This is a genomic window from Micromonospora sp. NPDC048063 (genome assembly GCF_043202855.1).
In the GTDB taxonomy this organism is placed as follows: domain Bacteria; phylum Actinomycetota; class Actinomycetes; order Mycobacteriales; family Micromonosporaceae; genus Micromonospora.
On the sequence record NZ_JBIDBG010000012.1, the window covers coordinates 85,433 to 111,225 of the forward strand.

Below are 25,793 nucleotides of genomic sequence, written 5' to 3' on the forward strand. Positions count from 1 at the left end.
GAGAGCCGTTCTCGCGATCAACGATCAGCCGGTCAGAACGCGAGCTTCTCGGCGGCTGTACCGAGCGATGGTCCGACATGCACCCGCTGCGCGGTGTCCGATCCCTCCGCGAGCTGTACCGTCTGTGTCACCTTGCCGGCCAGGTCGACAACCTTCAGGCTCGGCCGTTCGGTGAGGCCCCGATCGCCGTAGTCCTTCACGATCAGGTGCGTGCTGTCGTACCAGCCCACCACGGTTCCGGCGGTCGGTACGGAGAACTCCTGTCCGACGGTGCCGGTGGCAACGTCCACGATCTGGATCCGGTCGCTCACGAACCGGTTGTCCAGCGCGATCCGGCTGCCATCGGGTGAGAACCCGCTGCCCTCGTTGAGCGAGCCGCCGGTGACGCGGAGGGTACGGGTCGGCTTGCCGGAGAGGTCATAGAAGCCGATACCAGTCACCCGGCCCGGCTCGCTCTCGCTGTCGGAAACCGAGTGGGTCAGGGCAACCTCTGTTCCGTCGGGTGTCCAGACAAAGGCCGATCCGTTGGTGTTCTGCGTGCTGACGTCGGGCACCTCGACCTGGCGGGCGGCCAGCGTCGCGGCGTCGACGAGCAGGAAGCCAGCACCGGGGCCGTCTTTCGGCCGACTGGTGATCAGGATCTGCCGACCGTCCGGCGACCAGCTGGCACCCGAGGTGTAGCCGGCGCTGCCCGGCAACCACCGAACCTCCCCGCTCTCCCGGTTCAGCACCCCTCTCCTCGACGGATGCGCCAGGCTGTTGTCGCCCTCGTGCACCAGCACCTGGCTGCCGTCCGGGGATGGCACCACCTCGTTGAACGGGACCTTGTCGTACTCACCGGTGTCCGGGTCGAGCAACAGCGAATAGTCGTCCGCCGGCCCCGGATCTCCCGGGTTGTTGACCCCGCTGTACGCCGTCACGACGAACGGCTTGACGGCCGGTCCCGGGCCCATCCCGGCGGGCGACAGATCGTCGCCGGGGACGGTCAGGACGCCGATAGCCAGCGGCACAGCGGCCAGTGCCACGGCAAACGCGGCCACGCTGGCCACCACCAGGCGCGCGGTTCGCTGCCGGCCGGCCGTACGAATCGCGGCCTGAGCCAGGTCCGCCGGCGGGGGCGCGTCGGCGAGCTGGTCGAACGCTTCCCGAACGGCGTTCTCAAGCTGGGTGGTCACTGGTGAACCTCCTGCGCTAGACGATGGTCAAGTTCAGGGCAGAGTGAGCGGATCCGGTCGAGGGCGCGGGAAGCCTGGCTGCGTACCGTCGCCGGCTTGCAGCGCAGAATGTCGGCGATCTCCTCGTCGGGCAGGTCCTCGAGATATCGCAGCACGAGTACCGCCCGCTGCTTCGGCGCCAGGCGATCCAGGGACGCCCGCAACGCCAGGCTCAGGTCGACTCGGCCGGTGAGGTCCGTGTCGGCCAGGTCCGGAAGCTGATCGGTAGAGACTTCTCGGCCCCGCATCGGCCGACGCCACCAGCTCACCTGCTCCCGGTACAGCGCTCGACGCAGATACGCCTCGGGCTGACCATGGCGGACCTTCCCCCAGTGCCGGTACGCCTTGGCCAGCACCGTCTGCAACAGATCCTCGGCCTGCTGCCGATGACCGGTCAACGCCAGCGCGGTCCGGAACAGCGCATGCGACCGTGCTGCGACAAAGGCGGTGAAGTCCTGCCGCGTCTCAGGATCCATGAAAGCTCCCGCATCTCATGCTCTTAGAAACGCGAGATCAGCATGGCCTGCTGCTTCACCGCACCCGCAATCCTGGCCCGCTCCCTGACAGCACACGGTCGGCACGCGCCAGAGACCCCACCGTCCGTGGACCTCTTGCGAACTGTCCCCGCTACGCGGACGGGGACGGGGTTTCCGGTGGGCGGCCGGCCGCGTGTAGAGCGTCCGCGACGGCGACACCGAGCAGCACGACGGCAGCGGCGCTGGCGGCGAGCAGTGGCGGGCCGAAGACCAGCGGCGGAGCCAGCAGAGCAAGAGCGGCGATGCCGACGACCCGGCGCAGGGCGAGCCGGTTGAAGACGATCCGTTCCAGCCGAATGCGGCCCAACAGGAAGACCGCCGGCCCACCGAGGATGATCGCCAGCCAGGCCAACTGGGACCGCCCACCAGGATGCGCCAGCACGATTTCCGAGCCAGTCGCGGCGGCGACGATGCCGAGCACCATGAGCACATGGGCAGCGCCAGCCGTCCGGCCGGCAATCTCCCGGTTCGTCGACATCGCGACGGCCTCGGCCAGCACCTGGCCGGCGCGGTAGAAGTAGATCCGCCAGATCAGCACGGACGAGACGAATGTGATCACCAGGGCCGCCGTCGTCGCGAGCGTGGCGGGGTGGTTGGCGTAGGTGACGCCTATTGACACCACCGTCTCGCCGAGTGCGATCAGCAGCAGTTGCTGGTAGCGCTCGGGGAGGTGTCGGGTGCTGGCCATCCCCCAGCCGCTGATGGCTGGTCGGCGCAGGCCGGGTATCGGCCAGCTGAACTGCGCCACGACCAGGTCCACCGTGATGGCGATCAACCACAGGGCCACCCGGTGGTTCCCGTGCATCACCGCCCCGGAGAGCCAGATTGGGCCGGAGACGCTCGCCCAGATGGCCAGGCGGGTGTAGAGCGCCCGTACCTCCTCGTGCTCCCGCAACAGCGGCCGGAGCAGCAAGGGGCGTCCAACATGCAGCAACACGTACACGACGGCGAACGAGGCCCCGCGTGCCTCGAACTCGTACGGCAGGGACGTCGCCATGATCAGCAGGCCGAACGCGCTGGCCAGGACCAGCAGCTGGATCCAGCGGTTGCGGCAGTCGAACCGGCTCGTGATGTACGCGGTGGTCGTCCACAACCAGAGCAGCGGCAGGGCAAGAACTATCGTGTACGGCAACGACAGCCACTGCTGGCGCACGTTGTTCGAGAGAAGGTCCGGCACCATCCGACTGACGACCCCGAGCAGGGCGAAGACCAGCACCAGGTCGAAGAACAGTTCCAGGAAGTTGGCCTGCCGAGCGTCCTCCTCGCCACGCAGGATGTTCCCGGACTGCGCCGGCTCCGATGCCTGCCCCATCCGGCCATGATCGCCGAAGGATTGTCTTGCGCGCCGATTTCGGCCGCTTCATCACCCGGTCGACCTCACGGCGCAGCCGCGGGCCCTCGAAGCCTGGCCGACCGAATGCCTACTAACCCGGATGACGGCCGACACCTACGGGCACGTCCTGCCGGCGCGGCCTCGCCATCGACCGAGTCCTGAGCGAGGAGGGGACGGCGTGACCGCGTTGGCTGCACTCGGGACCGAGATCAACCAAGGAAAGTGCTGGTGGAGCCCAGGGGACTCGAACCCCTAACCCCTGCCTTGCAAAGGCAGTGCTCTGCCAGTTGAGCTAGGGCCCCGGGGCGGACGTGCCGCCGGTGCTGGCAGTGGTCGGTGCGGTCAGCGCAGGTCGGGCGCGGTGGTCGCCTCGTGCCAGAGGGCGCGCTCGTCGCTGGAAGCCTTGATCTTCTTGGCGACCACGGCAGCCACCCCGACGACGCCGGCCAGGATCAGAAGCTTCTTGAACATTGGGGCCTACCCCTCGCGCTCGACTGCCGTCGGACGAATGTGCGGTGGGGCTAGCTGGAATCGAACCAGCGACCTCAGAGTTATCAGCTCTGCGCTCTAACCGACTGAGCTATAGCCCCGCGTAGCGACGAGCAACATTAACCCATCCGCCCGCCCGGCCCCAAATCGGGGGCCGCCCGGACATCGGGTGTCGCCGTCGCCCCTGAACCTACCGGAGGCGCCGCGCCCGGCCCAGGCGATTTCGCCCGGCCACGCGGCACGACGCGCCCGGCGCCTGCTCCCCGACGCACGGAAGCCGGGGCTCCGCGCATCGGCGGTGCCCCGGCTACCCGAGGTGAATCAGTCGCGCTCGGCGAGGGTCAGCTCGATGCCCCCGACTAGGTCGGCGCAGACGTTGTAGACGAACGCCCCGAGCGTGGCGAGCGCCGTGAACAGCACGACGTTGACCAGGCCGATCAGCGCCGAGCTGAGGATCACGCCCTTGGCGGTGATCTGGAAGCCGCTGGTGCTCTGGCCGCCGCCCGCGCTGACCAGGTCGGTCAGGCTGTCGTTGACGCTGGTGAACACGCCCATCGCGTCGAGGGCCAGGTAGAGCACCGAGGTGGCCACCACCACGACGATGAAGAGCACCACCGAGACGGCGAAGGCGAACTTCATCACGGACCAGGGGTCGATCCGCTTGAGGTTCAGCCTGGCCCGGCGCGGTCCGCGCGACGCGGCCGAGCTGACCGACGTACGCGCTGCGCGTACCGCCTCGCCCACGCGCGCGGCCCCGACGGCGGCCGCGCCGCTGATGCCCGGCGGCAGGCCGCCGCCGTTGGCCGGTCGGCCGGCACCGGTCGGCCGGCCACCGTCCGGCTGCGGCTTGGCCGTGCCGGTGACACGGGGCTGGGTGCCGGTGGCAGTGCCCGTGACCCTCGGCTGTGTGCCGGTGGCGCCGGTCGGCTGGCCGGCGCCGACTGTGAGCGGCTGGGTCGTCGTCGGGTTGGCGGCGGTCGGCTTGGCGGCGGGGGCCGGCTTGTCGACCCCCACCGTCTCGGTCCTGTCCGCCGCGTCCGCGTCCTCGGAGGGCTTGTCCGGCGGCGGTGTCATGCCGGGGGCCCGGGTGAATTTCGGGGCAGGCGCATCGGCGGGGACAGTCGCCCGGCCCACGGCCGCGCGGCCGGTCGCTGGTGTGCCGCTCTTGGCGGCCTCCTCGTCGACCGGGTTGGCCGAGGTCCCCGTGTTCCCCGACTTCGCCTGTGTCTCCGTCATTCAACTAGTCCTGTTCGTCAGGCTCGTCGGCATTGCGAGCAATCGCCACGATAGTCACGCCGTCCGGAAGGTCCATCAGCTTGACCCCCATTGTGTTCCGATCACGCGTACGGCGTACAGGCTTCACCGGAGTCCGAATGACACCACCGTTGCTGGTGATCGCGAACAGCTCGTCGTCCGGGTCGATCACCACCGCGCCGACCAGACCACCACGGCGCTCCGTGATCTTCGCAGTCAGCACGCCCTTACCTCCCCGGCCCTGGACCGGGTATTCCTCGATCGGGGTACGTTTCGCGTAACCCCCGTTCGTGGCCACCAGGACGTCCAGCCCCTCGCGGACCACCTCCATGGCCAGCAGGACGTCGTCCTCGCTGAAGCGCATGCCGATCACGCCCGAGGTGGCCCGACCCATCGGGCGGAGCGCCTCGTCGCTCGCGTTGAACCGGATCGCCTGCGCGTTCTTGGAGACCAGCAGCAGGTCCTCCTCCGGGGCGACCAGCGCCGCCCCGACCAGCTCGTCCTCGTCGCGCAGGTTGATCGCGATGATGCCGCCGGACCGGGGGGAGTCGAACTCCTCGAGCCTCGTCTTCTTCACCAGGCCGTTCTTCGTGGCGAGCACCAGGTAGGGAGCCACCTGGTAGTTCGGGATCTCGATGATCTGCGCGATCTGCTCGTCGGCCTGGAACGCGAGCAGGTTCGCCACGTGCTGGCCCTTGGCCACCCTACTGGCCTCGGGCAGCTCGTACGCCTTGGCCCGGTAGACCCGACCCTTGTTGGTGAAGAACAGGATCCAGTCGTGGGTCGAGCAGACGAAGAAGTGGCTGACGATGTCGTCCTGCCGCAGCGTCGCCCCGCTGACGCCCTTGCCGCCGCGCCGCTGGGAGCGGTAGAGGTCGACCTTGGTCCGCTTGGCGTAGCCGGTGCGGGTGATGGTGACGACCACGTCCTCGCGGGCGATAAGGTCCTCCATCGAGACCTCGCCCTCGAACGGCACGATCTTCGTCCGCCGGTCGTCGCCCCACTTGGCGACGATCTCGCCGAGCTCCTCGGAGACGATCTTCCGCTGCCGCTCGGGCTTGGCGAGGATGTCCTTGAGGTCGGCGATCTCCAGCTCCAGCTTGGCCAGGTCGTCCAGGATCCGCTGGCGTTCCAGCGCGGCGAGCCGGCGCAGCTGCATGTCCAAGATCGCGGTCGCCTGGATCTCGTCGATCTCCAGCAGCCGGATCAGGCCCTGTCGGGCGTCCTCCACCGTGGGCGAGCGCCGGATCAGGGCGATCACCTCGTCGAGGGCGTCCAGCGCCTTGGACAGGCCGCGCAGGATGTGCGCCCGCTCCTCGGCCTTACGCAGCCGGAACGCCGTCCGCCGGCGGATCACGTCGATCTGGTGGTCGACGTAGTAGCGGATGAACTGGGCGAGGTTGAGCGTGCGCGGCACACCGTCGACCAGCGCCAGCATGTTGGCGCCGAAGGTCTCCTGGAGCTGGGTGTGCTTGTAGAGGTTGTTCAGCACCACCTTGGCGACGGCGTCGCGCTTGAGCACGAGCACGATCCGCATGCCCGTACGCCCGGAGGACTCGTCGCGGATGTCGGCGATGCCGGCGAGCTTGCCCTCCTTGATCAGCTCGGCGATCCGCTCGGCGAGGTTGTCCGGGTTGACCTGGTAGGGCAGCTCGCTGACCACCAGGCAGGGGCGGCCACGCTTGTCCTCCTCGACCTCCACCACGGCGCGCATCCGGATCGACCCGCGCCCGGTGCGGTAGGCGTCCTGGATCGCCTGGGTGCCGACGATCAGGCCGTGGGTGGGGAAGTCGGGGCCCTTGACGATGTCCAGCAGCGCGTCGAGGGTGGTGGCCTCGTCCTCGTCCGGGTGCTCCAGGCACCACTGCACCGCCGCGCCGATCTCACGCAGGTTGTGCGGCGGGATCTTGGTGGCCATGCCGACCGCGATGCCCTCGGAGCCGTTGACCAGCAGGTTGGGGATCCGCGACGGCAGGATGGTGGGCTCCTTGGCCCGGCCGTCGTAGTTGTCCTGCAGGTCGACGGTGTCCTCGTCGATGTCCCGCAGCATCTCCATCGCCAGCGGGTCGAGCTTGCACTCCGTGTACCGCATCGCGGCGGCCGGGTCGTTGCCGGGCGAGCCGAAGTTGCCGTTGCCGTCGACCAGCGGGTAGCGCAGCGACCAGGGCTGCGCCATCCGGACCAGGGCGTCGTAGATCGCCGAGTCGCCGTGCGGGTGGAACTGACCCATCACGTCGCCGACGACGCGGGAGCACTTCACGTAGCCGCGGTCCGGGCGGTAGCCGGAGTCGAACATGGCGTAGAGGATCTTGCGGTGGACCGGCTTGAGCCCGTCCCGGACGTCCGGCAACGCCCGCCCGACGATGACGCTCATCGCGTAGTCGAGGTAGGAGCGCTGCATCTCCACCTCGAGCCCGACCGGTTCGATGCGGTCGTGCGCGACGACGGCGCCGACCGTCTCGGGAACCTCGGGCTCGTTCGGTGTGGACTCGGGGATATCGGTCACTGTTAACCCTTATCAGACTCAGAGTCGTTTTCGTGCTGTGGATAACGGCTGTGGAAACCGGCCATGCTGTGGATAACTCTGTGGATCGCCGGGCCGCCCGGTGGATGACCGGTCGGCCCGGCGAGCCCCGTCAGATGTCCAGGAACCGGACGTCCTTGGCGTTGCGCTGGATGAACGAGCGGCGCGCCTCGACGTCCTCACCCATCAGCACGCTGAACAACTCGTCGGCGGTTGCCGCGTCGTCGAGCGTGACCTGACGCAGCGTACGCGTCGCCGGGTTCATCGTGGTCTCCCACAGCTCCGGGTAGTTCATCTCGCCGAGACCCTTGAACCGCTGGATGTCGTCCGGTTTCGCGTTCGGCTTCTTCTGCTGGCGCAGCGCGATCAGCCCGTCCCGCTCCCGGTCCGAGTACGCGTACTGCGCGTCGTCGCCCCGCTTGTTCCACTTGATCTTGTAGAGCGGCGGGGCGGCCAGGTAGACGTGCCCCAGCTCGACCAGCGGGCGCATGAAACGGAAGAGCAGGGTGAGCAGCAGCGTCTGGATGTGCTGGCCGTCGACGTCCGCGTCGGCCATCAGCACGATCTTGTGGTAGCGCAGCTTCTCGATGTCGAAGTCGTCGTGGATGCCGGTGCCCAGCGCGGTGATCAGCGCCTGGACCTCGTTGTTCTTGAGCACCCGGTCGATCCGGGCCTTCTCCACGTTGAGGATCTTGCCGCGGATCGGCAGGATCGCCTGGGTGCGCGGGTCGCGGCCCTGCTTGGCCGAGCCGCCGGCCGAGTCACCCTCGACGATGAAGACCTCGGACTCGCGCGGATCGGTCGACTGGCAGTCGGCCAGCTTGCCGGGCATCGAGCCGGACTCCAGCAGCGACTTGCGCCGGGCCAGCTTGCGCGCCTGCTGAGCGGCGATCCGGGCCCGGGCGGCCTGGGACGCCTTCTGGATGATGATCTTCGCCTCGGCCGGATTCCGGTCGAACCAGTCCACCAGCCACTCGTTGCAGACCCGCTGCACGAAGCTCTTCACCGGGGTGTTGCCGAGCTTGGTCTTGGTCTGGCCCTCGAACTGCGGGTTGGTGAGCTTGACCGAGATGATCGCGGCCAGGCCCTCGCGGATGTCCTCGCCGGAAAGCTTCTCGTCGCCCTTGAGCAGCTTCTTCTCCGCGCCGTACCGGTTAACGACGCTGGTCAGCGCGGCCCGGAAGCCCTCCTCGTGGGTGCCGCCCTCGTGGGTGTTGATGTTGTTGGCGAAGGTGTAGACCGACTCGCCGTACGACTCGTTCCACTGCATGGCGATCTCGACCGACATGCCCTCCTCCTCGGCGCCGAACTCGACCACCGTCCGGTGGATCGGGTTCTTCGAGGCGTTGAGGTGCCGGACGAAGTCCGCGATGCCGCCCTCGTAGCGGAAGGTGACCTCGCGGATCTTGCCTTCCTCGCCCTCCGGAACCCGCTCGTCGAGCAGGTGGATGGTGAGGCCGCGGGTGAGGAAGGCCATCTCCTGGAGCCGCCGGTAGATGGTCTGGAAGTCGAAGTCGACCGTCTCGAACACGTCCGCGTCGGGCCAGAAGGCGACCGCGGAGCCCGTCCGGTCCGTCGTCTCGCCCTTCTCCAGCGGCGTCGGCTTGGAGTTGTGGTACTGCTGCCGCCAGACGAAGCCGGACTTGTGGATCTCCACCGCCATCTTCGTGGAGAGGGCGTTCACCACGGAGACGCCCACGCCGTGCAGACCGCCGGAGACCGCGTACGCCTTGCCGTCGAACTTGCCGCCCGCGTGCAGCACCGTCAGCGCCACCTCGACACCCGGCTTCTTCAGCTTCGGGTGCAGGTCCACCGGGAAGCCCCGGCCGTTGTCGGTGACCCGGACCCCGCCGTCGGCGAGCAGCACCACGTCGATGGTGTCGCAGTGCCCGGCCAGCGCCTCGTCCACCGCGTTGTCGACGACCTCCCACACCAGGTGGTGCAGACCACGCTCGCCGGTCGACCCGATGTACATACCGGGCCGCTTGCGGACCGCCTCCAGACCCTCGAGAACGGTGATCGACTCTGCGCCGTACTCCTGCTTGTCCTGCGCTGCCACCCTCGGCCACTTTCTCGCGCCGTCCGCGCCTGGTGGCGCGTCGGGCGCGGGTTCGGCGGACAGGACGCGACGTCGGCACGCGGACCGGCACCGGGGACAATTCCGGGGTACGGGTCGAACGCGCCGGTCGCCGCGGTTGCCCGCGGATCGCGATCGGCTCGAACCGGCATGGAGAATGATCGCGGGCCCCGCACCGGGCCCGTGTCTCGTCGCTCCGCACCGGGTCTTCGTCTCGGGGTCAATCTTACTGTGCGGCAGCGACAGAACCACCACTCGGCACCCCTGCGAGGCGTCTCAGACCGACGTAGCCGGCCGAACCGCGCCGCCCGCGACTCCCCCTACACGCCAGGGCCCGATCGGGGGCGCGACCGGCCGACGATCGGTGTCGGCCGGTGGCCAGGAGAGACCCGCCCCGCCGCGCCGACGGCCCGGCCTTGATCTTTTCCTGCCGGAACCGGACGATCGACCCGATCGAACCGACACACGCTCATTAAGAGGTGACACCAGATGGGGCTGGACAACGTCGCGGTGCAGTGGCCGCGGACCGGCCGCTTCTACGACCCGGTCGCGCCGGCGGAGTTCGTCGACTTCGGCGACATCGTCGACATGCCGCGCATCTCCGCGCCGACGGCGGCGCTCGCCGAGCTGATCGCCAAGACCGGCACCGTCCGGGCCACCGCGTACACCGAGCTGGTGGACCTGTTGCTCGGGCTCGAAGGTGTGCTCTACGCCACCGACGCCGCCGCCGAGGACGAGGACCCGGTGATCGACCCGGACGGCTGCGCCTGGATCGCCGGCGGCATCGAGCGGTTCGTGGCGGGCCACCGCCCGCACGGCGAGGCGGTGACCTTCGACTCGGTGAGCCAGGTGCTGCGGTCGCTGCTCGCCGACGGGCGGCTGGCCGAGCAGCAGTTGCGCTGGCTCGACAGCCGGCTGGACGCGCTGCGCGACGAGAGCGGCGCGCCGCCGCAGTGGAACTTCACCTGTGCCGAGCTGAGCGTGCTGGCCGCCTTCTACCGGCGCTGCGCCGACCGCGGCTTCGCCGTCTACGCCGACGCCTGACCCGGCGCCCCACCCGACCCACCCGACCCACGCGGGTCGGGCGGGGCCGCGGCGCCGGCGCGGTTGGCGGCGGTGATGACCCGGGTCAGCACGGTGTGCAGGTGACGCAGGTCCGCGATCGGCAGGCCCAGCCGCTCGACGATCGCGGGCGGGATCTGCTCCGCGCGCTCCCGCAGGGCCTCGCCGGTCGGGGTCAGCGTCACCGCGAGGCTGCGCTCGTCGGCGGGGTCGCGCTCCCGCCGGACGTAGCCATTCGCCTCCAGGCGCTTGAGCAGGGGCGACAGCGTGCCCGGGTCGAGCTGCAACAGGCGGCTGAGGTCGCGTACGGACAGTGGCGCGTACTGCCACAGGGCAAGCATCACCAGGTATTGCGGATGGGTCAGCCCCATCGGCTCCAGCAGCGGCCGGTAGACCGCGACCACGCCGCGCGCGGCGACGGAGAGCGCGAAGCACACCTGCTGCTCCAGTGCCAGGGGATTCCCGTCGAAATCGTCGGGCACGGGCTGGACCTCCTCGTCGTCGTTGGTATCGTACCAATGGTTGGGGTACTAATTATTTGCGCGCTAACGGAAGGGTCAGTCGATGAGCGACGAGAAGCCGGCTCCGAAGGGCTCTGGCGAGGGTGGCTGGCTGATGGCGTGGGCCTTCCGGCGCTGGGCCGGCCCGCCGGAGGTGCAGGGCGCCGTGCAGGGTGGCTCCAACGAGGCCCGCGAGGCCTGGAAGCAGGACCTGGAGCGCCGCAAGCAGTGGAGCCGCGAGCAGCGGGAGCGCAAGCGCGCCGAGCGGGAGGCCCGGCGCGGCGGTCACTGACCGTCAGCCGTGGCGGTCCCCCGACCGTCAGCCGTAGGTGTCCCGGGGGCCGCGTCCGCGTACCCGGCGGGGGCCCTTCGACCAGGAGGGCGCGGCGGGGCCGTGGATGTGCAGCTTGCGCACCACGTTGTGACCGACCTCGCGGGCGATCTGCTGGAGCAGTGAGCCGGCCAGCAGCCGAAGCTGGGTGGCCCAGGCGGTCGACCGGGCCTCCACGGTCAGCTCGCCGTCCTCCAGCTTGACCGGCCGGCTGTGCTGGGCCACCTCCGGGCCCACCACCCGCTCCCAGGCGCCGAACACGGTCGCCTCCGCCGCCGGCTGCTGCCAGCCGCGCGCCTTCACCAGCCGGTTGAGCACCGCGCCGAGGGGCTGCGGGTCCCGCGGGTCCGGCCCCGGGCCCGAGTAGCCGCGCAGGCGACGCTGCGGGCCGCCGTCGCCGTCGCCACCCGCGCCACCGCCGGGGGCACGCCGGCGCGTGCGCGCCGCCGCCTCCCGCCGGGCCCTGGCCGCGTCGAGCACCGCCCGGGCCAGCTCCGGCCCGCTGGCGCCGGCCGACGCGTCCCCGCCGCCCGCCGCGCCGCCGGGATCACCCGTCGTCCTGCCGGAGTCGCCGCCGGCCGGCCCGCCACGCCCCGGGCCCAGGCGGGCGGGGGGCAGCTGCTCATCCGACACGGCGCACCGTCCCGTCGCCGACGGCGTACCGGGTGCCGCGCAGGGACGCCGGCACGTCGTCGTCGACCGCGCAGGTCACCAACAGCTGGCTCGCCCCGCCGACCAGCCCGGCCAGCCGCTCCCGCCGCCCGGCGTCCAGCTCGGCGAAGACGTCGTCGAGCACCAGCACCGGCTCGATGCCGTCGGAGCGGAGCAGGTCGTACCCGGCCAGCCGCAGCGCCAGCGCGTACGACCACGACTCGCCATGGCTGGCGTACCCCTTGGCGGGCAACGGGCCAAGGGTCAGCGCCAGCTCGTCGCGGTGCGGGCCGACCAGCGTGGTGCCTCGGTCGACCTCGGCGGTGCGGGCCTCGGCGAGCGCGGCGGTCAGCGCCGCCGCCAGCGTCTCCCGGTCGGTGGTCGGCTCCGCCAGTTCCACGGAGGGCCGGTACGCGATCCCGGCCGCCCCCCGGCCCGCCGCCACCGCGTCGTACGCCTTGGCCACGTGCGGGGTGAGCGCGGCGACCAGCTCCAGCCGGCCGGCGAGCAGCTCCGCGCCGTGCCGGGCCAGATGGGTGTCCCAGACCGCCAGGGTCGACAGGTCCCCGCCCCGCGACCCGCCCGTCTTGCGGGCGAGGTACGCCGTGCGCAGCAGGGCGTTGCGCTGCTTGACCACCCGCTCGTAGTCGGCGCGCACCCCGGCGTAGCGGGGCTGGCGGCTGACCAGCAGGTCGTCGAGGTAGCGGCGGCGCTCCGCCGGGTCGCCCCGGACGAGCTCCAGGTCCTCCGGGGCGAACAGCACGAGCCGCAGCGCGCCGAGCACGTCCCGCGCCCGGCGGGCCGGGGAGCGGCCCAGCCGCGCCCGGTTGGCCTTGCCCGGCACGATCTCCAGCTCGACCAGCAGCTCGCGTCCCTCGTGCACCACGGCGCAGCGGATCACCGCCGAGGCGGCGCCCATCCGGACGAGGGGGGCGTCCGTGGCGACCCGGTGCGAATCCAGGGTCGCCACGTAGCCCAGCGCCTCGACGAGGTTCGTCTTGCCGACGCCGTTGGCGCCGATCAGGACGTTCGCCCCCGGCTCCAGGTCCACGCCGACCCGCTCGTACGAGCGGAAGTCGACCAGTTCGAGCCGGCGGACGTACACAGCCTGTGGATACCGGTCAGCGCTTGCGGACGGCGTGCCCGCCGAACTGCTGGCGCAGCGCGGCGACGGCCTTCATGGCCGGCGAGTCGTCCTGCCGGGAGGCGAACCGGGCGAAGAGCGAGGCGGTGATCACGTTCAGCGGCACGGCGAGCCGGACCGCCTCGTCGACCGTCCACCGGCCCTCGCCGGTGTCCTCCGTGTAGCCGCTCAGCTCGGCCAGCTCCGGGTCCTCGTCGAGGGCCCGGTCGAGCAGGTCGAGCAGCCAGGAGCGCACCACGGTGCCCTCGCGCCAGGACTTGAACACCCCCGGCACGTTGGTGACCAGCTCGGACTTCGCCAGCAGCTCGTAGCCCTCGGCGTAGGCGTGCATCAGGCCGTACTCGATGCCGTTGTGCACCATCTTGGCGTAGTGCCCGGCGCCGACCGGCCCGGCGTGCACGAAGCCGAACTCGCCCTCCGGCTTCAGCGACTCGAAGATCGGCATGAGCCGGTCGACGTGCTCCCGGGCGCCGCCGACCATCAGCGCATAGCCGTTCTGCCGGCCCCAGACGCCGCCGGAGACGCCGGCGTCGAGGTAACCGATGCCCTGCTCGTTGAGCCGCTCGGCGCGCGGCGCGTCGTCGCTGAACCGCGAGTTGCCGCCGTCGATGATGATGTCGCCCTCGCCGAGGACGCCGGCGAGCTCGTCGATGGTCGCGTCGGTGACACCGGCGGGGACCATGACCCAGACCGCGCGCGGCGACTCCAGCTTCTCCGCCAGCTCCGCCAGGGTCGCGACGTCGCTCAGCTCCGCGTTGTGGTCGAAGCCGACCACCTCGTGCCCGGCGGCGCGCAACCGCTCGCGCATGTTGCCGCCCATCCGGCCGAGCCCTACCAGGCCGAGCTGCATGTGTTCCTACCTCCGTGCGTCGGGGTCTTCTCGGGCGCGATCAGCGGGAGACGCGGATCGGCATGATGAGGTAGCGGTACCCCGGGACGACCTCGCCATCCTCGCCGGCGGGCGAAATCACCGCGGGCTTGAAGGCGTCGACGAACGAGAGCACGGCGAACTGGGCCCCCAGGTTGGCGAGGCCGTCGATCAGGTACTGCGGGTTGAAACCGATGGTGAGCGGGTCGCCGGTGAAGGTGGCCTCCATGGCCTCGCTGGCCCGCGCCTCCTCGGTGCCGCCGGCCTCGACCACCAGGCCGTCGGCGCTGAAGCTGAGCAGCACTGGGGTCGTCCGCTCGGCCACCAGGGCGACCCGCTTGACGACCTCGATCAGGGTGCTGACGGGCACCCGGGCCTCGGCGTTGTGGGCGGCCGGGAAGAGCGAGCGCACCGGCGGGTAGTTCGCGCCGTCGAGCAACCGGCTGGTGGTGCGCCGGGTGCCGCCGGCGAAGCCGATCATCCCCTCGCCGGCCGCGCCCTGGGAGAGCGCCATGGTGACCTGGCCGCCGAGCGGGCCGAGGGCCTTGGCGGTGTCGTGCAGCGTCCGGGCCGGCACGAGGGCGTTGATGCTGACCTCGGGGTCGTCCGGGTTCCACTCCATCTCGCGCAGGGCCAGCCGGTAGCGGTCGGTGGCGAGCATGGCCAGCGTGCCGCCGGAGAGTTCGATGCGTACGCCGGTCATCATCGGCAGCGTCTCGTCGCGGCCGGCGGCGACGGCGACCTGGGCGACGGCGGCGGCGAAGGCGGCCGCGTCGACGGTGCCGGCGCTCTCCGGCATCTCCGGCAGGGACGGGTAGTCCTCGACCGGCATGGTGGGCAGGGTGAACCGGGCGCTGCCGCAGACCAGTTCGAGGTGTGCCCCGACGGCGGCGATGTCCACCGGCTTGGCCGGCAGCGCCTTGGTGATCTCGGCAAGCAGCCGGCCGGAAACCAGGGCGGCCCCGTCGGCGTCCCCCTGGACCTCGACGGTCACCTGGCTGGAGACCTCGTAGTCGAAGCCGGAGACCTGCAGGTTCCCGTCGGTGACGCGCAGCATCACGCCCGCGAGCACCGGCACGGACGGCCGGTTGGGCAGGCTCTTCGCGGTCCAGGCCACGGCCTCGGCGAGCGCGTCGCGCTCCACTCGGAACTTCATCAATGCCTCCGCGTCGACGTCAGCGACAACTCTCTCATGCCGACCGCTGCCTACCGACCCGCCTGTCCGTGCGGGTACCCATCGCACCTTAGGGCGCGCGGGCATCGGCTGTGCGCCCGACCCCGTGGACTTCCCGGTGCCGGAGGCCCGCCCACGGCGGGTCCGGCCAATCCACAGGAAGTCCAACGGTGGTGATTGGTTTTTGTTGTCTTAGAAGAGATAACCCGTCATCTTCATCGCACCTGTGCAAACTGTGGAGAACCGCCGTCTGCGCAGGTCAGACACGTTATCCACCGGTGGGTTGGCTGTGGAGAACCAGGGGTACAACCCGTGTCGCGATCCACAGGCGGCGACTGCCCCCAGGTTTTCCACCGTTGTCCACCGGTTGTCCACCGGTAATCCACGGACTTTCTCCCCAGTCCTGTGGACAGACGGAACCGGCTCGACGGGCGTCATCCCCAGAACCTTCAACAGCTTGCCCACAGGCGGACCGTCGTCGGTGGACAACGACGACGTTGTCCCCAGGCGTCCACAGCGTCGTCCCCAGGGTTTCTCCACAACCTGTGGGTAACCGAGGATTGTGCGGACGGTAGTTATCCACAGGCGGTGGACAACGAGCTGTGGACAACGATCCGGGCGGTGGACGGACACGGCTTCGATGGTGTGGTCTCCACCATGTCGAGGGTCAAGCCCGGGCCGGCTGTGGAGAGACGGAAACGCCCGGCCGGTGGTCCGGCCGGGCGTTTCCGTCACTTCTCGCCCACCGCGCGTGACGGTTGGGCGTACGCGTCAGGTGTTCTGCTTGATCCGGTTCGTCAGCTCGGCGATCTGGTTGTAGAGCGAGCGGCGCTCGGCCATCTGCTGGCGGATCTTGCGGTCGGCGTGCATGACGGTGGTGTGGTCCCGTCCGCCGAACGCCTGCCCGATCCGGGGCAGCGACAGGTCGGTCAGTTCCCGGCACAGGTACATGGCCACCTGGCGGGCGTTCACCAGCACCCGGGAGCGGGAGTGCCCGCGCAGGTCCTCCAGGCTGACGCCGAAGTACTCGGAGGTGGAGACCATGATCTGGTCGGCGGTGATCTCCGGCCCGGCGCCGTCGGGGATGAAGTCCCGCAGCACCTCCTCGGCCAGCGACAGCTCGACCGTGGACCGGGTCAGGCTGGCGAACGCCGTCACCCGGATCAGCGCGCCCTCCAGCTCCCGGATCGAGTTCGACACCCGCGAGGCGATGAACTCCAGCACGTCCGGCGGGGCGTAGAGGCGCTCCTGCGCCGCCTTCTTCTGCAGGATCGCGATCCGGGTCTCCAGGTCCGGCGGCTGGATGTCGGCGAGCAGCCCCCACTCGAACCGGGTACGCAGCCGGTCCTCCAGGGTGGCGAGCTGCTTCGGCGACCGGTCGGAGGTGATCACGATCTGCTTGTTGGCGTTGTGCAGGGTGTTGAAGGTGTGGAAGAACTCCTCCTGGGTGCGCTCGCGGGTCTCCAGGAACTGGATGTCGTCGATCAGCAGGATGTCGACGTCGCGGTAGCGCCGCTGGAACGCGCTGGTCTTGTCGTCCCGGAGCGAGTTGATGAAGTCGTTGGTGAACTCCTCGGTCGAGACGTACCGGACCGAGCGGGCGTTGCCCAGCGTCGTGGCGTAGTGCCCGATGGCGTGCAGCAGGTGCGTCTTGCCCAGCCCCGAGCTGCCGTAGATGAACAGCGGGTTGTACGCCTTCGCCGGCGACTCCGCCACCGCGACGCTCGCCGCGTGGGCGAAGCGGTTGGACGAGCCGATGACGAACGTCTCGAACATGTACTTCGGGTTGAGCCGGTTGCCGCCGCCCTCGACCCCGCCGGGCAGCCGCCGGTCGTCCCGGCCGCCGGGACGGTGATCCACGCCACCCCGACCCGGCCCGCTGTCGGTGCCGGTGTCCCGGGGCAGCGCCCGGATCACGTGCTGGTCCCGGGGGGAGACGGCGTCCTCGCGGTAACGCGGCTCGAACCCCCGGGTGTCCGCGGTCGGCGGGTCCAGCCGGGCGGCCTGCTCGTCGAAGCCGCGTCGGTCGGGCGCGCGCCGGGCCGGTGCCGTCCGGTCGGGCCGCGGCGGCTCGGCGAACGCCGTGCTGAACAGGGCCTCCTGGCCGTCCCGGTCGTCCAAGCCGGGCCGGAGCCCGTCGTCGACCGGCCGGGCGGCCGGGACCGGGCCGTCCGGCCGCCGCTCCGGGTGCGCCTGCTCGGGGATGAGCGGCGGTTGCTGCCCGGGGTCGAGGGCCGCGCCGTCCAGCAGGCCCACCGCCGCGCCGTCGAACGCCACCGGCCCGTCGCCGAAGTCGCGCGGCCCACCGCCGTCGTGGTCCAGCGGCTCGGGGGCGCTGCGGTAGACGGTGCCCGCCGGGCGGCCGGAGCTGTCGTCGGGCACGCGTACGGTCACCGCGACCTGGATCGGCCGGCCCAGCCGGCGGGTGAGCGCCTCGGTGATCGCCGGGCGCAGCCGGGACTCGATCACGTCCCGGGTGAAGGCGTCCGGGACGGAGAGCAGCGCGGTGTCCTCGACGATGGCCCGCAGCCGGGTCAGCCGCAGATACGCCCGCTGCTGCGCGGAGATGATCTCATCGGCGAGCTCGTCGGTCGTCGCCGTCCACACCGCGGCAAGGTCGGTCGTGCCGGTCACCGTCGTGCCACCCCCTCGCCTCTGCTCCGCCGACGCCGCCGTCTTCTCCGGTCGGTCGCCCCGGGCCCGCCGCGTTCACGGGCGGAACGACACCCACCCGGACGGCCGACCGGTCCTCGTCCACAAGTTATCCACAGCCTGTGTACGTACCGATTGTGGCCGCCCGCCGGATGCGGGTCGGACCTGCCCCCTGCCTGAACGGGCGCTTGAAGCGGGTTCACCGTGCCGAACGATTCACTGCCTTGTCCGGTCTTGCCCGCCAGCGACGACCGGACCTTTCGACGCTGACCGCAATCGGGCACGGTAACAGCGTTGTCCGCGCGCCATCAACCGCCGACGCGCGGCGACCCTTGGCAACATCAGCGAAAACCGCCGCTTCGGTCGTGGGCGGAGCGCCGGTGTCCGCCCTGGTGAGCGTGTTTGACGGTGGTTGCCCGCCTGCGTAGGCTGGATCGGCTGCTCTCTCGCCCTCTGCTAGGGTGATGGGTGCTTGCTGTCCGCGGTCGCTTCCCCGCATCGCCGAGGTCCCGCATCGCCGGGCAGCACCGATCGGGGGCCACCGCCGAGGTGGCCTGGACCACCACACGACCCCGGCGACCCCTCGCCCGGGCGTACGAAAACGGAGAGCCTGACGTGAGCAAGCGCACCTACCAGCCGAACACCCGCCGGCGCGCGAAGACCCACGGCTTCCGGCTGCGCATGCGCACCCGTGCCGGCCGCGCCATCATCTCGACCCGTCGCTCCAAGGGCCGCGCCCGCCTGTCGGCCTGAGGCCGACCGGGTCAGGTCCGGGGGACGTGGGCAGTCGTGCTGGCGGCCGCACAGCGACTGCGGCGCAGCACTGACTTCGCCGCAGCGGTCCGGGGTGGCCGCCGCGCCGGCCGTGGCGCGATCGTCGTCCACCTGAGCCTGCCGGCGACCCCTGACGCCGCGACAGCAACCTCGCCGGAGCCGGCGCGGAGCAGCGGTGCGGAGCAACCCTCCGCGCCGGCCCGCGCCGGCTTCGTCGTGTCCAAGGCAGTGGGCAACGCGGTCGTCCGCAACCGGGTCCGCCGTCGCCTGCGGCACCTGGTCCGCGAGCGGCTGACGGAACTGCCCCCTGGGAGCACCCTGGTCGTCCGCGCGCTGCCGGCCGCAGCCGAGGCGGCGTACCCGAGACTGGGCGCCGACCTGGACGCGGCGATCGCCGCCGCGCGGGCGCCCCGCGGACGGCGGTCGCGGTGACCGCCGGGCCGGCCGCGCCACGGCCTGCGACGATCGGTGCCCGGGTGCTGAGCGGGCCGATCGTCGCGTACCGTCGGTGGATAAGTCCGGCTCTGCCGGCCCGCTGTCGGTTCTACCCGTCGTGCAGCGCCTACGCCCTGGAGGCGGTGGCCCGGCACGGCGCTGTCCGGGGAGCTGGCCTGACGGTCCGGCGGCTGTTGCGCTGCCACCCCTTCCACCCAGGTGGACACGACCCGGTGCCGGAGCCGGGCGGACGCCGCCGTGCCGATGTGACTGGAGCCTGAGAATTGAGTCTCGACTGGATCTACTACGCGATTTCGTGGATCCTGCTGGCCTGGCATGGGGCCTGGGAGGCCATCGGGGTGCCGGACACGGCGGCGCTCGGCACGAACTGGGCCTGGATCCTCGCCATCGTCTTCCTGGTGGTCACCGTTCGGGTGATCCTCTTCCCGGTCTTCGTCAAGCAGATCAAGTCGCAGCGGGCGATGCAGGCGCTCCAGCCGCAGGTGAAGGCGCTGCAGGAGAAGCACAAGGGTGACCGGGAGACGCTCCAGAAGGAGATGATGGAGCTCTACCGGAAGGAAAAGGCCAACCCGCTCATGGGCTGCCTTCCGATGGTCCTCCAGATCCCGGTCTTCCTCGGCCTGTTCCACGTGCTCCGCCGACTCGATCCGGGGAAGAGTGAGAGCGGCAAGACCCTCTACGGCTGGACGGTCGGCCAGTTCGAGAGCGCCTCGGCCGCGAAGCTCTTCACCGCACCGATCGCCGGCAAGTTCGGCTCGACGGCCGACGAGCTGGCGGCGCTGAACGCCAACGGCACCACCGTCAAGGTCATCGCCGGCATCCTGGTCTTGTTGATGATGGGCACGACCTACCTCACCAGCCGCCAGATGATCCTCAAGACCGGCTGGGCCGAGGATCCGCAGCAGCGGATGATCCAGAAGCTGATGCTCTACGGCATCCCGGCGTCGCTGCTCGTCTCCGGTGCCATCTTCCCCATCGGCGTGATCATCTACTGGGTCACCAACAACCTCTCCACCCTGGCGCAGCAGCAGTGGGTGCTGCGCAAGTTCCCGCCGCCGCCGAGCGCCACCACCGGCAAGCCGGGCACCTCGACCCGCAACCCGGTGCAGCCGGCCAAGACCGGCCTGCTGGGCCGCGCCAAGCCGGCCCCCCAGGCCCCGGCCAAGCCGGCCGCGCCGAAGGTCGCCGGCCCCAAGCCGGGCGCCAAGCCGGCCAACCCCAAGAAGGGCCGCCCCGCCAAGCGGCAGGGCTGAGGACCTCCGGGCCGCCGTCGGGAGACCGGCGGCGGCCCGTTCCGCACCGTGCAGCCGCCGTACGGCCGGCGCCGGGCGGAACCCGCCGCGCGCGGCGCGGTCACGGGCGACACTGCCCGTACGACAGACGTGCCCGTGGGCACCGGCGACCTCCCGTCGGCCCCGGGAAACCAGCGGACCCGACGGTCCGGCCGAGCGAGTACGGAGATGAGACCGTGACCGAGACCAGCACCCCCCGCGCCGACCAGTCCCTGGACGAGGAGGGAACCGAGCCGACCGCGGTGAACGGCGAGACCGAGGAGGCCGACGAGGAGCCGGCCACCAAGGAGAAGAAGCCCGCCGGCGAGAGCGAACTGTTCCGGCAGAGCGAGATCGCGGCCGACTACGTCGAGGGCCTGCTCGACATCCTCGACTACGACGGCGACATCGACGAGCTGGTCTCCGGCGGCCGTCCGGTCGTCGAGGTGGTCGGCGGTCGGCTGCAGAACCTGGTCGGCCAGCGCGGTGCCACCCTGGAGGCGCTCCAGGAGCTCGCCCGGCTTGCCGTCTTCCGGCAGACCGGCACGCCGAGCCGACTGCTGCTCGACGTCGGCGGCTACCGGGCGAACCGCCGCAAGGAGCTAGCCGCAGTCGCCAAGAACGCCGTCGAGAAGGTCAAGGAGCACGGCGAGCCCGTGCGCCTGGAGCCGATGTCCGCATTCGAGCGCAAGTGCGTGCACGACGTGGTCAACGCGATGAGCGGCGTGGAGAGCGAGTCCGAGGGTGTCGAGCCGAACCGGCGCATCATCGTCCGGCCGGCGGACTGACCGGGTGGCTCACGACGACACCGCGGCCGGTGCCGCGGCCGGCCCGGGTGGCACGCCGCCCGGGCCGTCGCCTGTCCGGCCCGACTCGCCCGTGCCTTCCGACGCCGCCGCGTCGGCGGCCGATGGCGGTGCCCCGTCGGCGGCCGATGGCGGTGCCCCGTCGCCGGCCGACGGCCGTGCCCCGTCGCCGACCGACGGCCGTGCCCCGTCGCCGGCCGACGGCCGTGCCCCGTCGCCGGCCGACGCGGTGCTGCCGCCCGAGCTGGCCGGTGCGGCACGCACCCTTTTCGGCGACCGGATCGACCTGGCCGCCGCGTACGCCGAGCTGCTGGTCACCGACGGCGTGGTCCGCGGCCTGATCGGGCCGCGCGAGGCCCCCCGGATCTGGGACCGGCACCTACTCAACTGCGCGGCGGTGGCCGAGCGGATCCCGGAGGGCTCGGCGGTGCTCGATGTCGGCTCCGGGGCGGGACTGCCCGGTCTGGTGCTCGCGATCGCGCGGCCGGACCTGACGGTGACCCTGATCGAGCCCCTCGCCCGGCGCACCTCCTTCCTCATCGAGGCGGTGCAGCAACTCGGCTTGGCGAAGACGGTCCGGGTGTTCCGGGGCCGGGCCGACGAGGCGGCGACCGGGTCGACCGGGGTGGGCCCGCTGAGCGGGGACGTGGTCACCGCGCGCGCCGTCGCCCCGCTGGACCGGCTGTCGACGTGGTGCCTGCCGCTTGCCGTTCCCGGCGGTCGGCTCATCGCTCTCAAGGGCGCGTCGGCGGCCGACGAGATCGCCGAGCACGCGGAGACGGTGGCGCGGCTGGGCGGCGGGGAGCCCGAGATGCACCGCTGCGGCGAAGGAATCATCGACCCGCCGACGACCGTGGTGGAGATCGTGCGGGAGCGGGTGGTGAGGCCGGTCCGGCCCAAGGCGCCGAAGAGGTCGCGCGGCGGGCGGTCCCGTCGACGCTGACTCCACGTGGGAGGCGACGCCCGAGCGGGTGCCCCACCGGCGTCCCGGGCGGCGGTTGCTTCGTTGAACCGGTACGGGTGGACGGAAGGGATGAGAACCCGACGTGGACCGGCTGCGCCCGTGAGCCGTAGGCTGGCCGCGCGTCGATAGTGTGGAGCGGGCGGCAACGGACGTTCACCGGATCCCGACCGCTCCCGCCGGCCGCACGCTCCGCGGTGCGAGCACCACGTGCGGCCGGTTGACGGGGTGCGGACCGACCATCCGAAGCGGGCAGGGATGACAGGTGCATGACGACGGCAGGTACGACGATCCACGCGTGACCGGATCAGCGGGCGATCCGGTTTCACGTGAAACCGACTACCCGAGCTGGTCGCCCGACGGGCCGTTCCACGGTTCGTCGACCCGACCGCCGGACTGCGATCCGATCGTCCAACGGGACACCGCCGACCCGGCCGGGCCGGAGCTGCCGGCCGCCCGCCCGGCCTCCGACGGGCTGCCGCGCCCGGGCAACTCCGCCGGCGGTCGGGTGATCCCCATCCGCCGCAACCCCTCGGCCTCGGCGCGGTTCGAGGCGGCCGTGCCACAGCAGCCGACCCCGGATGCGGTGCCGGACGCCGCCCCCGAACCCGTACCCGTCACGGACACGCCCGCGTCCCCGGCCGCCGCCTACGGGCCCGCCGCGACCGAGGCCGCGTACGTTTCACGTGAAACCCCGACGCGCGAAGAGGATGACCCACCGTTGGCTATGGAGGCGATGCGCGCCGTGCAGATCCTGAATCCTAGTGGCGAGGTGACGATGCCTCGGCCGGAGCGGACCCGGGTCATGTGCGTCGCGAACCAGAAGGGCGGCGTGGGGAAGACCACGACCACGGTCAACCTGGCGGTGGCGCTCGCCCTGCACGGTAACCGGGTGCTGGTGGTCGACCTGGACCCGCAGGGCAACGCCTCCACCGGGCTCAACGTCCCGCACCACACCGGGGTGCCGGACGTCTACGACTGCCTCATCAACAGCGTGCCGCTGGAGGAGGTCGCCCAGGGGGTCGAGGGCATCCCCAACCTCTGGTGCGTACCGGCCACGATCGACCTGGCCGGCGCGGAGATCGAGCTGGTGTCGGTGGTCGCCCGCGAGTCCCGGCTGGCCCGGGCCATCGCGGCCTACCCGGGCCACTTCGACTACGTCTTCATCGACTGCCCGCCGTCGCTCGGCCTGCTCACGGTCAACGCGCTCGTCGCCGCGCAGGAGGTACTCATCCCGATCCAGTGCGAGTACTACGCGCTGGAGGGGCTGAACCAGCTGATCAACAACATCAACCTGGTTCGGCAGCACCTCAATCCGAAGCTCGAGGTCTCCACGATCCTGCTCACCATGTACGACCGGCGTACGCGGCTGGCCGACGCGGTCGAGCAGGACGTCCGGAACCACTTCGGCGACAAGGTGCTCCAGGCGGTCATCCCGCGCAACGTCCGCGTCTCCGAGGCACCGAGCTACGGCCAGTCCGTGATGACCTACGATCCGGGATCGCGGGGGGCGACGAGCTACTTCGAGGCCGCCCAGGAGATCGCCGAGCGTGGCGTCAGGGAGTCGGTGAGCCGGAATGCGTAGTGCGGAACAGTCGCTGGGAGGCGTGGCATGAAGAACCGTCCTCGGGGCGGTCTGGGGCGGGGCCTGGGGGCCCTCATCCCGACCGGACCGGCGCCGACCGCCGACCCCGCCACGGCTGAGCCGGCGGCACCCGCCAGCGATGCTGTCGGCACGCCTGCCGAGACGACGCCATCGCCGGTCAGTCCGCCCGTCGCGGCGCAGCCCGAGCCCGCGCTCAGCCCGGTCCCGGGCGCCCGGTTCGCCGAGATCCCGGTCGACATGATCGTGCCGAACCCGAAGCAGCCCCGGCACATTTTCGACGAGGCAGCTCTGGAGGAACTGAAGACCTCGATCCAGGAGGTCGGCTTCCTCCAGCCGATCGTCGTACGTCAGCTCGACGACGAGAAGTACGAACTCGTCATGGGCGAGCGGCGCTGGCGGGCCGCGCAGGCGGTCGGGCGGGAGAGTATCCCCGCCATCGTCCGGGACACCCGGGACGACGCCATGCTCCGGGACGCGCTGCTGGAGAACATCCATCGGGCCAACCTGAACCCGCTGGAGGAGGCCGCCGCGTACCAGCAGTTGCTGGAGGAGTTCGGCGCCACCCACGAGGAACTCGCCCAGCGGATCGGCCGGAGCCGCCCACAGATCTCGAACACCATCCGGCTGCTCAACCTCCCGGCGCCGGTGCAGAATCGGGTCGCCGCCGGCGTGCTCTCCGCCGGCCACGCCCGGGCGCTGCTGAGCCTCGACGACCCGACGGCGCAGGAGCAGTTGGCCAAACGGATCGTCGCCGAAGGGCTCTCGGTCCGCGCGACCGAGGAGATCGTGATGCTGGCGGTGAGCGACGACAGCGCCGGCAAGAAGGAGACGGCCAAGCGCCGGCCCAAGCCGCACGCGCCCGCGTTGACGGATCTGGCCGACCGGCTCTCCGACCGGTTCGACACCCGCGTCAAGGTGGACATCGGCCGGAGCAAGGGCAAGATCACAATCGAGTTCGCGACGGTCGACGACCTGGAGCGGATCGTCGGCCTCATCGGCGTCGGCCAGGAGGAGGAGCCGGAGGGCTGACCCTCCGACCGCCGGCCGCGTGACCCCACCGGGCCACGCGGCCGTTCCATGTCCGACGGTGGCGTCCACCCGCGGCGGTACGCCTACCCTGCCGGCGCCTCCGGCGGCGCGGCGTAACCAACGCCACCGACCGTGCCGGGGTGCCCCCTCATTCGAGCGCCAGGAGCCTGAGGTGGGCCCGCCCTACCCGGACCCTGCTCGCTCGCGCTTCCGGCGCTGTGGGGCAGCAGGAGGCGTTTCCGTCCGCCCCCCAAATGGCCCCTGCCTGGATCAGGGGTGTGGACGTTGGTGGTAGCGGTGGCTCCCCGGTTTCACGTGAAACCGGGGAAGCCCGCCAGGCGGTTGCGGTCGTGGACGCTGGTGGCGGGGCGGCGGTCTCCCTTCGGTCACCGACACCTGCGTTGCTGGTGGGTGTGGTTCGTGAACCTGCGCGCACCGGCTCCACGAACCTTGAACCTGGAGGCGGGAGTTGCGCTGCCACCAAGGTTGCCGAATCTCGGGCTGTGCGGTTTCACGTGAAACGGTGCAGCGAACAGGTGGCGCGCCCGCGCCGCCTTTCAAGGGAGGTGGGCCGGTGAGGCTAGGCCACGCCCGTCCTCCGCCACCCTTCGGAAGCTGCCTCATGGCACCGCCGCCCCCTCCCGGTCCGGGTCTCGGCACTTGGCCCCGGCTCCCGGCCGTCGGTTCCGCCCACGCCTTGTCCCCGCCGCCGCCGGGCCCCTTGATTTCCGACCAGTGCCTGGCTGCCATATTTCGGCACCTGACCCCGGCCTGTGCAGCCCGGCCTGTCCAGCCTTGCCTTCGGCGTATGGCCCCTGCCTATGGTGCCCGGCATCGGCCTTTGCGGCCCCCAAGCTCCGTTGCCTGGCATCGTCCTGTGCGGTCCCCGCCTCCGCGCCTGGCCCGCCTCTGGAGCCCGCGACACCTGCTTCCCGGGCCGGCTCCGGCAGCGATTGGAGGAGTCCAGCTTCCCCACCCGGACCCCGACCCCGGCTCCCGGCTCCCGGAGCGTGGCCCCATCCAGCCTGCGGCTCCGACGCTGGCCGCCCGGCTTCCCGCTCCGGCCCGGCGCACTGGCCCC

Annotated in this window: 23 protein-coding genes and 2 tRNA genes; 10 read left to right on the plus strand and 15 right to left on the minus strand. The window is 71.1% G+C overall.

From position 1 onward, the window contains the following. Window positions 1-32: 32 nt before the first annotated feature. The 9 genes from ACGFZ2_RS25535 to gyrB all read right to left on the minus strand — a co-directional run bounded on the left by ACGFZ2_RS25535 (window position 33) and on the right by gyrB (window position 9,409). Window positions 33-1,175, minus strand: coding sequence for a hypothetical protein (locus tag ACGFZ2_RS25535; RefSeq protein ID WP_393457612.1), 1,143 nt, complete (start codon window positions 1,173-1,175; stop codon window positions 33-35). Continuing rightward, window positions 1,172-1,690, minus strand: coding sequence for a SigE family RNA polymerase sigma factor (locus ACGFZ2_RS25540; RefSeq protein ID WP_393457615.1), 519 nt, complete (start codon window positions 1,688-1,690; stop codon window positions 1,172-1,174). The genes ACGFZ2_RS25535 and ACGFZ2_RS25540 overlap by 4 nt, the downstream gene beginning before the upstream one ends. Before the next feature lie 151 nt (window positions 1,691-1,841). Further along, a complete protein-coding gene (locus ACGFZ2_RS25545; RefSeq protein ID WP_393457618.1) occupies window positions 1,842-3,062 on the minus strand; it encodes a low temperature requirement protein A in 1,221 nt (406 codons plus the stop codon). A 247-nt stretch (window positions 3,063-3,309) separates the two neighbouring features. Beyond that, window positions 3,310-3,385, minus strand: a tRNA-Ala gene (locus ACGFZ2_RS25550). 40 nt (window positions 3,386-3,425) lie between these two features. Further along, complete coding sequence (locus ACGFZ2_RS25555; RefSeq protein WP_393457621.1) at window positions 3,426-3,554, minus strand: DLW-39 family protein; 129 nt, start codon at window positions 3,552-3,554, stop codon at window positions 3,426-3,428. Between the two features lie 45 nt (window positions 3,555-3,599). Continuing rightward, window positions 3,600-3,673 (minus strand) — tRNA-Ile (locus ACGFZ2_RS25560). A gap of 220 nt (window positions 3,674-3,893) precedes the next feature. Next, entirely contained in the window at window positions 3,894-4,808 is a 915-nt protein-coding gene (locus ACGFZ2_RS25565; protein ID WP_393259559.1) for a DUF3566 domain-containing protein, read from the minus strand. A gap of 4 nt (window positions 4,809-4,812) precedes the next feature. Next, entirely contained in the window at window positions 4,813-7,332 is a 2,520-nt protein-coding gene (gyrA, locus tag ACGFZ2_RS25570) for a DNA gyrase subunit A (protein WP_393259557.1), read from the minus strand. A gap of 130 nt (window positions 7,333-7,462) precedes the next feature. Beyond that, window positions 7,463-9,409, minus strand: a complete 1,947-nt coding sequence (gene gyrB / locus ACGFZ2_RS25575) for a DNA topoisomerase (ATP-hydrolyzing) subunit B (protein ID WP_357450208.1) — start codon at window positions 9,407-9,409, stop codon at window positions 7,463-7,465. A gap of 507 nt (window positions 9,410-9,916) precedes the next feature. Here gyrB and ACGFZ2_RS25580 point away from each other — a divergent pair. Continuing rightward, entirely contained in the window at window positions 9,917-10,471 is a 555-nt protein-coding gene (locus tag ACGFZ2_RS25580; protein WP_350677718.1) for a hypothetical protein, read from the plus strand. Here the strand turns inward: ACGFZ2_RS25580 and ACGFZ2_RS25585 are convergent. Continuing rightward, complete coding sequence (locus tag ACGFZ2_RS25585; RefSeq protein WP_393457624.1) at window positions 10,456-10,971, minus strand: MarR family winged helix-turn-helix transcriptional regulator; 516 nt, start codon at window positions 10,969-10,971, stop codon at window positions 10,456-10,458. The genes ACGFZ2_RS25580 and ACGFZ2_RS25585 overlap by 16 nt on opposite strands. An 82-nt stretch (window positions 10,972-11,053) precedes the next feature. Between ACGFZ2_RS25585 and ACGFZ2_RS25590 the strand changes: the two genes are divergently transcribed. Continuing rightward, window positions 11,054-11,281 (plus strand): hypothetical protein, encoded by a 228-nt coding sequence (locus tag ACGFZ2_RS25590; RefSeq protein ID WP_357703840.1) that lies wholly within the window; start codon window positions 11,054-11,056, stop codon window positions 11,279-11,281. 27 nt (window positions 11,282-11,308) lie between these two features. Here ACGFZ2_RS25590 and ACGFZ2_RS25595 read toward each other — a convergent pair whose 3' ends face one another. From ACGFZ2_RS25595 to dnaA, 5 genes are all read right to left on the minus strand, one after another. Then, window positions 11,309-11,953, minus strand: coding sequence for a DUF721 domain-containing protein (locus tag ACGFZ2_RS25595; RefSeq protein WP_393259550.1), 645 nt, complete (start codon window positions 11,951-11,953; stop codon window positions 11,309-11,311). Next, window positions 11,943-13,076, minus strand: coding sequence for a DNA replication/repair protein RecF (recF, locus tag ACGFZ2_RS25600; RefSeq protein WP_393457628.1), 1,134 nt, complete (start codon window positions 13,074-13,076; stop codon window positions 11,943-11,945). The genes ACGFZ2_RS25595 and recF overlap by 11 nt, the downstream gene beginning before the upstream one ends. A 16-nt stretch (window positions 13,077-13,092) precedes the next feature. Then, the gene (gene gnd / locus ACGFZ2_RS25605; protein WP_393259547.1) at window positions 13,093-13,965 is read right to left on the minus strand and encodes a phosphogluconate dehydrogenase (NAD(+)-dependent, decarboxylating); all 873 of its coding nucleotides are present in this window, start codon (window positions 13,963-13,965) and stop codon (window positions 13,093-13,095) included. Between the two features lie 40 nt (window positions 13,966-14,005). Further along, window positions 14,006-15,139: a DNA polymerase III subunit beta gene (dnaN, locus tag ACGFZ2_RS25610; RefSeq protein ID WP_393457631.1), complete on the minus strand. Its 1,134-nt coding sequence runs from the start codon at window positions 15,137-15,139 to the stop codon at window positions 14,006-14,008. A gap of 789 nt (window positions 15,140-15,928) precedes the next feature. Next, window positions 15,929-17,791 (minus strand): chromosomal replication initiator protein DnaA, encoded by a 1,863-nt coding sequence (gene dnaA / locus ACGFZ2_RS25615; RefSeq protein WP_393259544.1) that lies wholly within the window; start codon window positions 17,789-17,791, stop codon window positions 15,929-15,931. A 633-nt stretch (window positions 17,792-18,424) separates the two neighbouring features. On the opposite strand from dnaA, the gene rpmH reads away from it, so the two are divergent. The 8 genes from rpmH to ACGFZ2_RS25655 all read left to right on the plus strand — a co-directional run bounded on the left by rpmH (window position 18,425) and on the right by ACGFZ2_RS25655 (window position 24,712). Then, a complete protein-coding gene (gene rpmH / locus ACGFZ2_RS25620) occupies window positions 18,425-18,562 on the plus strand; it encodes a 50S ribosomal protein L34 (protein ID WP_091100492.1) in 138 nt (45 codons plus the stop codon). A 36-nt stretch (window positions 18,563-18,598) separates the two neighbouring features. Continuing rightward, on the plus strand, window positions 18,599-19,015 hold the full coding sequence (gene rnpA, locus ACGFZ2_RS25625; protein ID WP_393259542.1) for a ribonuclease P protein component: 417 nt from the start codon (window positions 18,599-18,601) through the stop codon (window positions 19,013-19,015). A 44-nt stretch (window positions 19,016-19,059) separates the two neighbouring features. Next, window positions 19,060-19,299: a membrane protein insertion efficiency factor YidD gene (gene yidD, locus ACGFZ2_RS25630; protein ID WP_393259541.1), complete on the plus strand. Its 240-nt coding sequence runs from the start codon at window positions 19,060-19,062 to the stop codon at window positions 19,297-19,299. A 3-nt stretch (window positions 19,300-19,302) separates the two neighbouring features. After that, complete coding sequence (gene yidC / locus ACGFZ2_RS25635) at window positions 19,303-20,292, plus strand: membrane protein insertase YidC (RefSeq protein ID WP_393457634.1); 990 nt, start codon at window positions 19,303-19,305, stop codon at window positions 20,290-20,292. A gap of 215 nt (window positions 20,293-20,507) precedes the next feature. Then, complete coding sequence (locus ACGFZ2_RS25640; RefSeq protein ID WP_393457637.1) at window positions 20,508-21,098, plus strand: protein jag; 591 nt, start codon at window positions 20,508-20,510, stop codon at window positions 21,096-21,098. Between the two features lie 247 nt (window positions 21,099-21,345). Further along, entirely contained in the window at window positions 21,346-22,059 is a 714-nt protein-coding gene (rsmG, locus tag ACGFZ2_RS25645; protein ID WP_393457783.1) for a 16S rRNA (guanine(527)-N(7))-methyltransferase RsmG, read from the plus strand. Between the two features lie 283 nt (window positions 22,060-22,342). After that, window positions 22,343-23,662 (plus strand): AAA family ATPase, encoded by a 1,320-nt coding sequence (locus ACGFZ2_RS25650; RefSeq protein ID WP_393457640.1) that lies wholly within the window; start codon window positions 22,343-22,345, stop codon window positions 23,660-23,662. A gap of 27 nt (window positions 23,663-23,689) precedes the next feature. Further along, a complete protein-coding gene (locus ACGFZ2_RS25655; protein ID WP_393457643.1) occupies window positions 23,690-24,712 on the plus strand; it encodes a ParB/RepB/Spo0J family partition protein in 1,023 nt (340 codons plus the stop codon). Window positions 24,713-25,793 lie beyond the last annotated feature (1,081 nt).

Excerpts from the sequence above, each read along its gene's own strand:
- ACGFZ2_RS25540 (WP_393457615.1), bottom strand. The coding sequence starts at position 1,690 with ATGGATCCTGAGACGCGGCAGGACTTCACCGCCTTTGTCGCAGCACGG.
- ACGFZ2_RS25545 (WP_393457618.1), bottom strand. The coding sequence starts at position 3,062 with ATGGGGCAGGCATCGGAGCCGGCGCAGTCCGGGAACATCCTGCGTGGC.
- ACGFZ2_RS25555 (WP_393457621.1), bottom strand. The coding sequence starts at position 3,554 with ATGTTCAAGAAGCTTCTGATCCTGGCCGGCGTCGTCGGGGTGGCTGCC.
- ACGFZ2_RS25565 (WP_393259559.1), bottom strand. The coding sequence starts at position 4,808 with ATGACGGAGACACAGGCGAAGTCGGGGAACACGGGGACCTCGGCCAAC.
- ACGFZ2_RS25580 (WP_350677718.1), top strand. The coding sequence starts at position 9,917 with ATGGGGCTGGACAACGTCGCGGTGCAGTGGCCGCGGACCGGCCGCTTC.
- ACGFZ2_RS25590 (WP_357703840.1), top strand. The coding sequence starts at position 11,054 with ATGAGCGACGAGAAGCCGGCTCCGAAGGGCTCTGGCGAGGGTGGCTGG.
- gnd (WP_393259547.1), bottom strand. The coding sequence starts at position 13,965 with ATGCAGCTCGGCCTGGTAGGGCTCGGCCGGATGGGCGGCAACATGCGC.
- dnaN (WP_393457631.1), bottom strand. The coding sequence starts at position 15,139 with ATGAAGTTCCGAGTGGAGCGCGACGCGCTCGCCGAGGCCGTGGCCTGG.
- ACGFZ2_RS25655 (WP_393457643.1), top strand. The coding sequence starts at position 23,690 with ATGAAGAACCGTCCTCGGGGCGGTCTGGGGCGGGGCCTGGGGGCCCTC.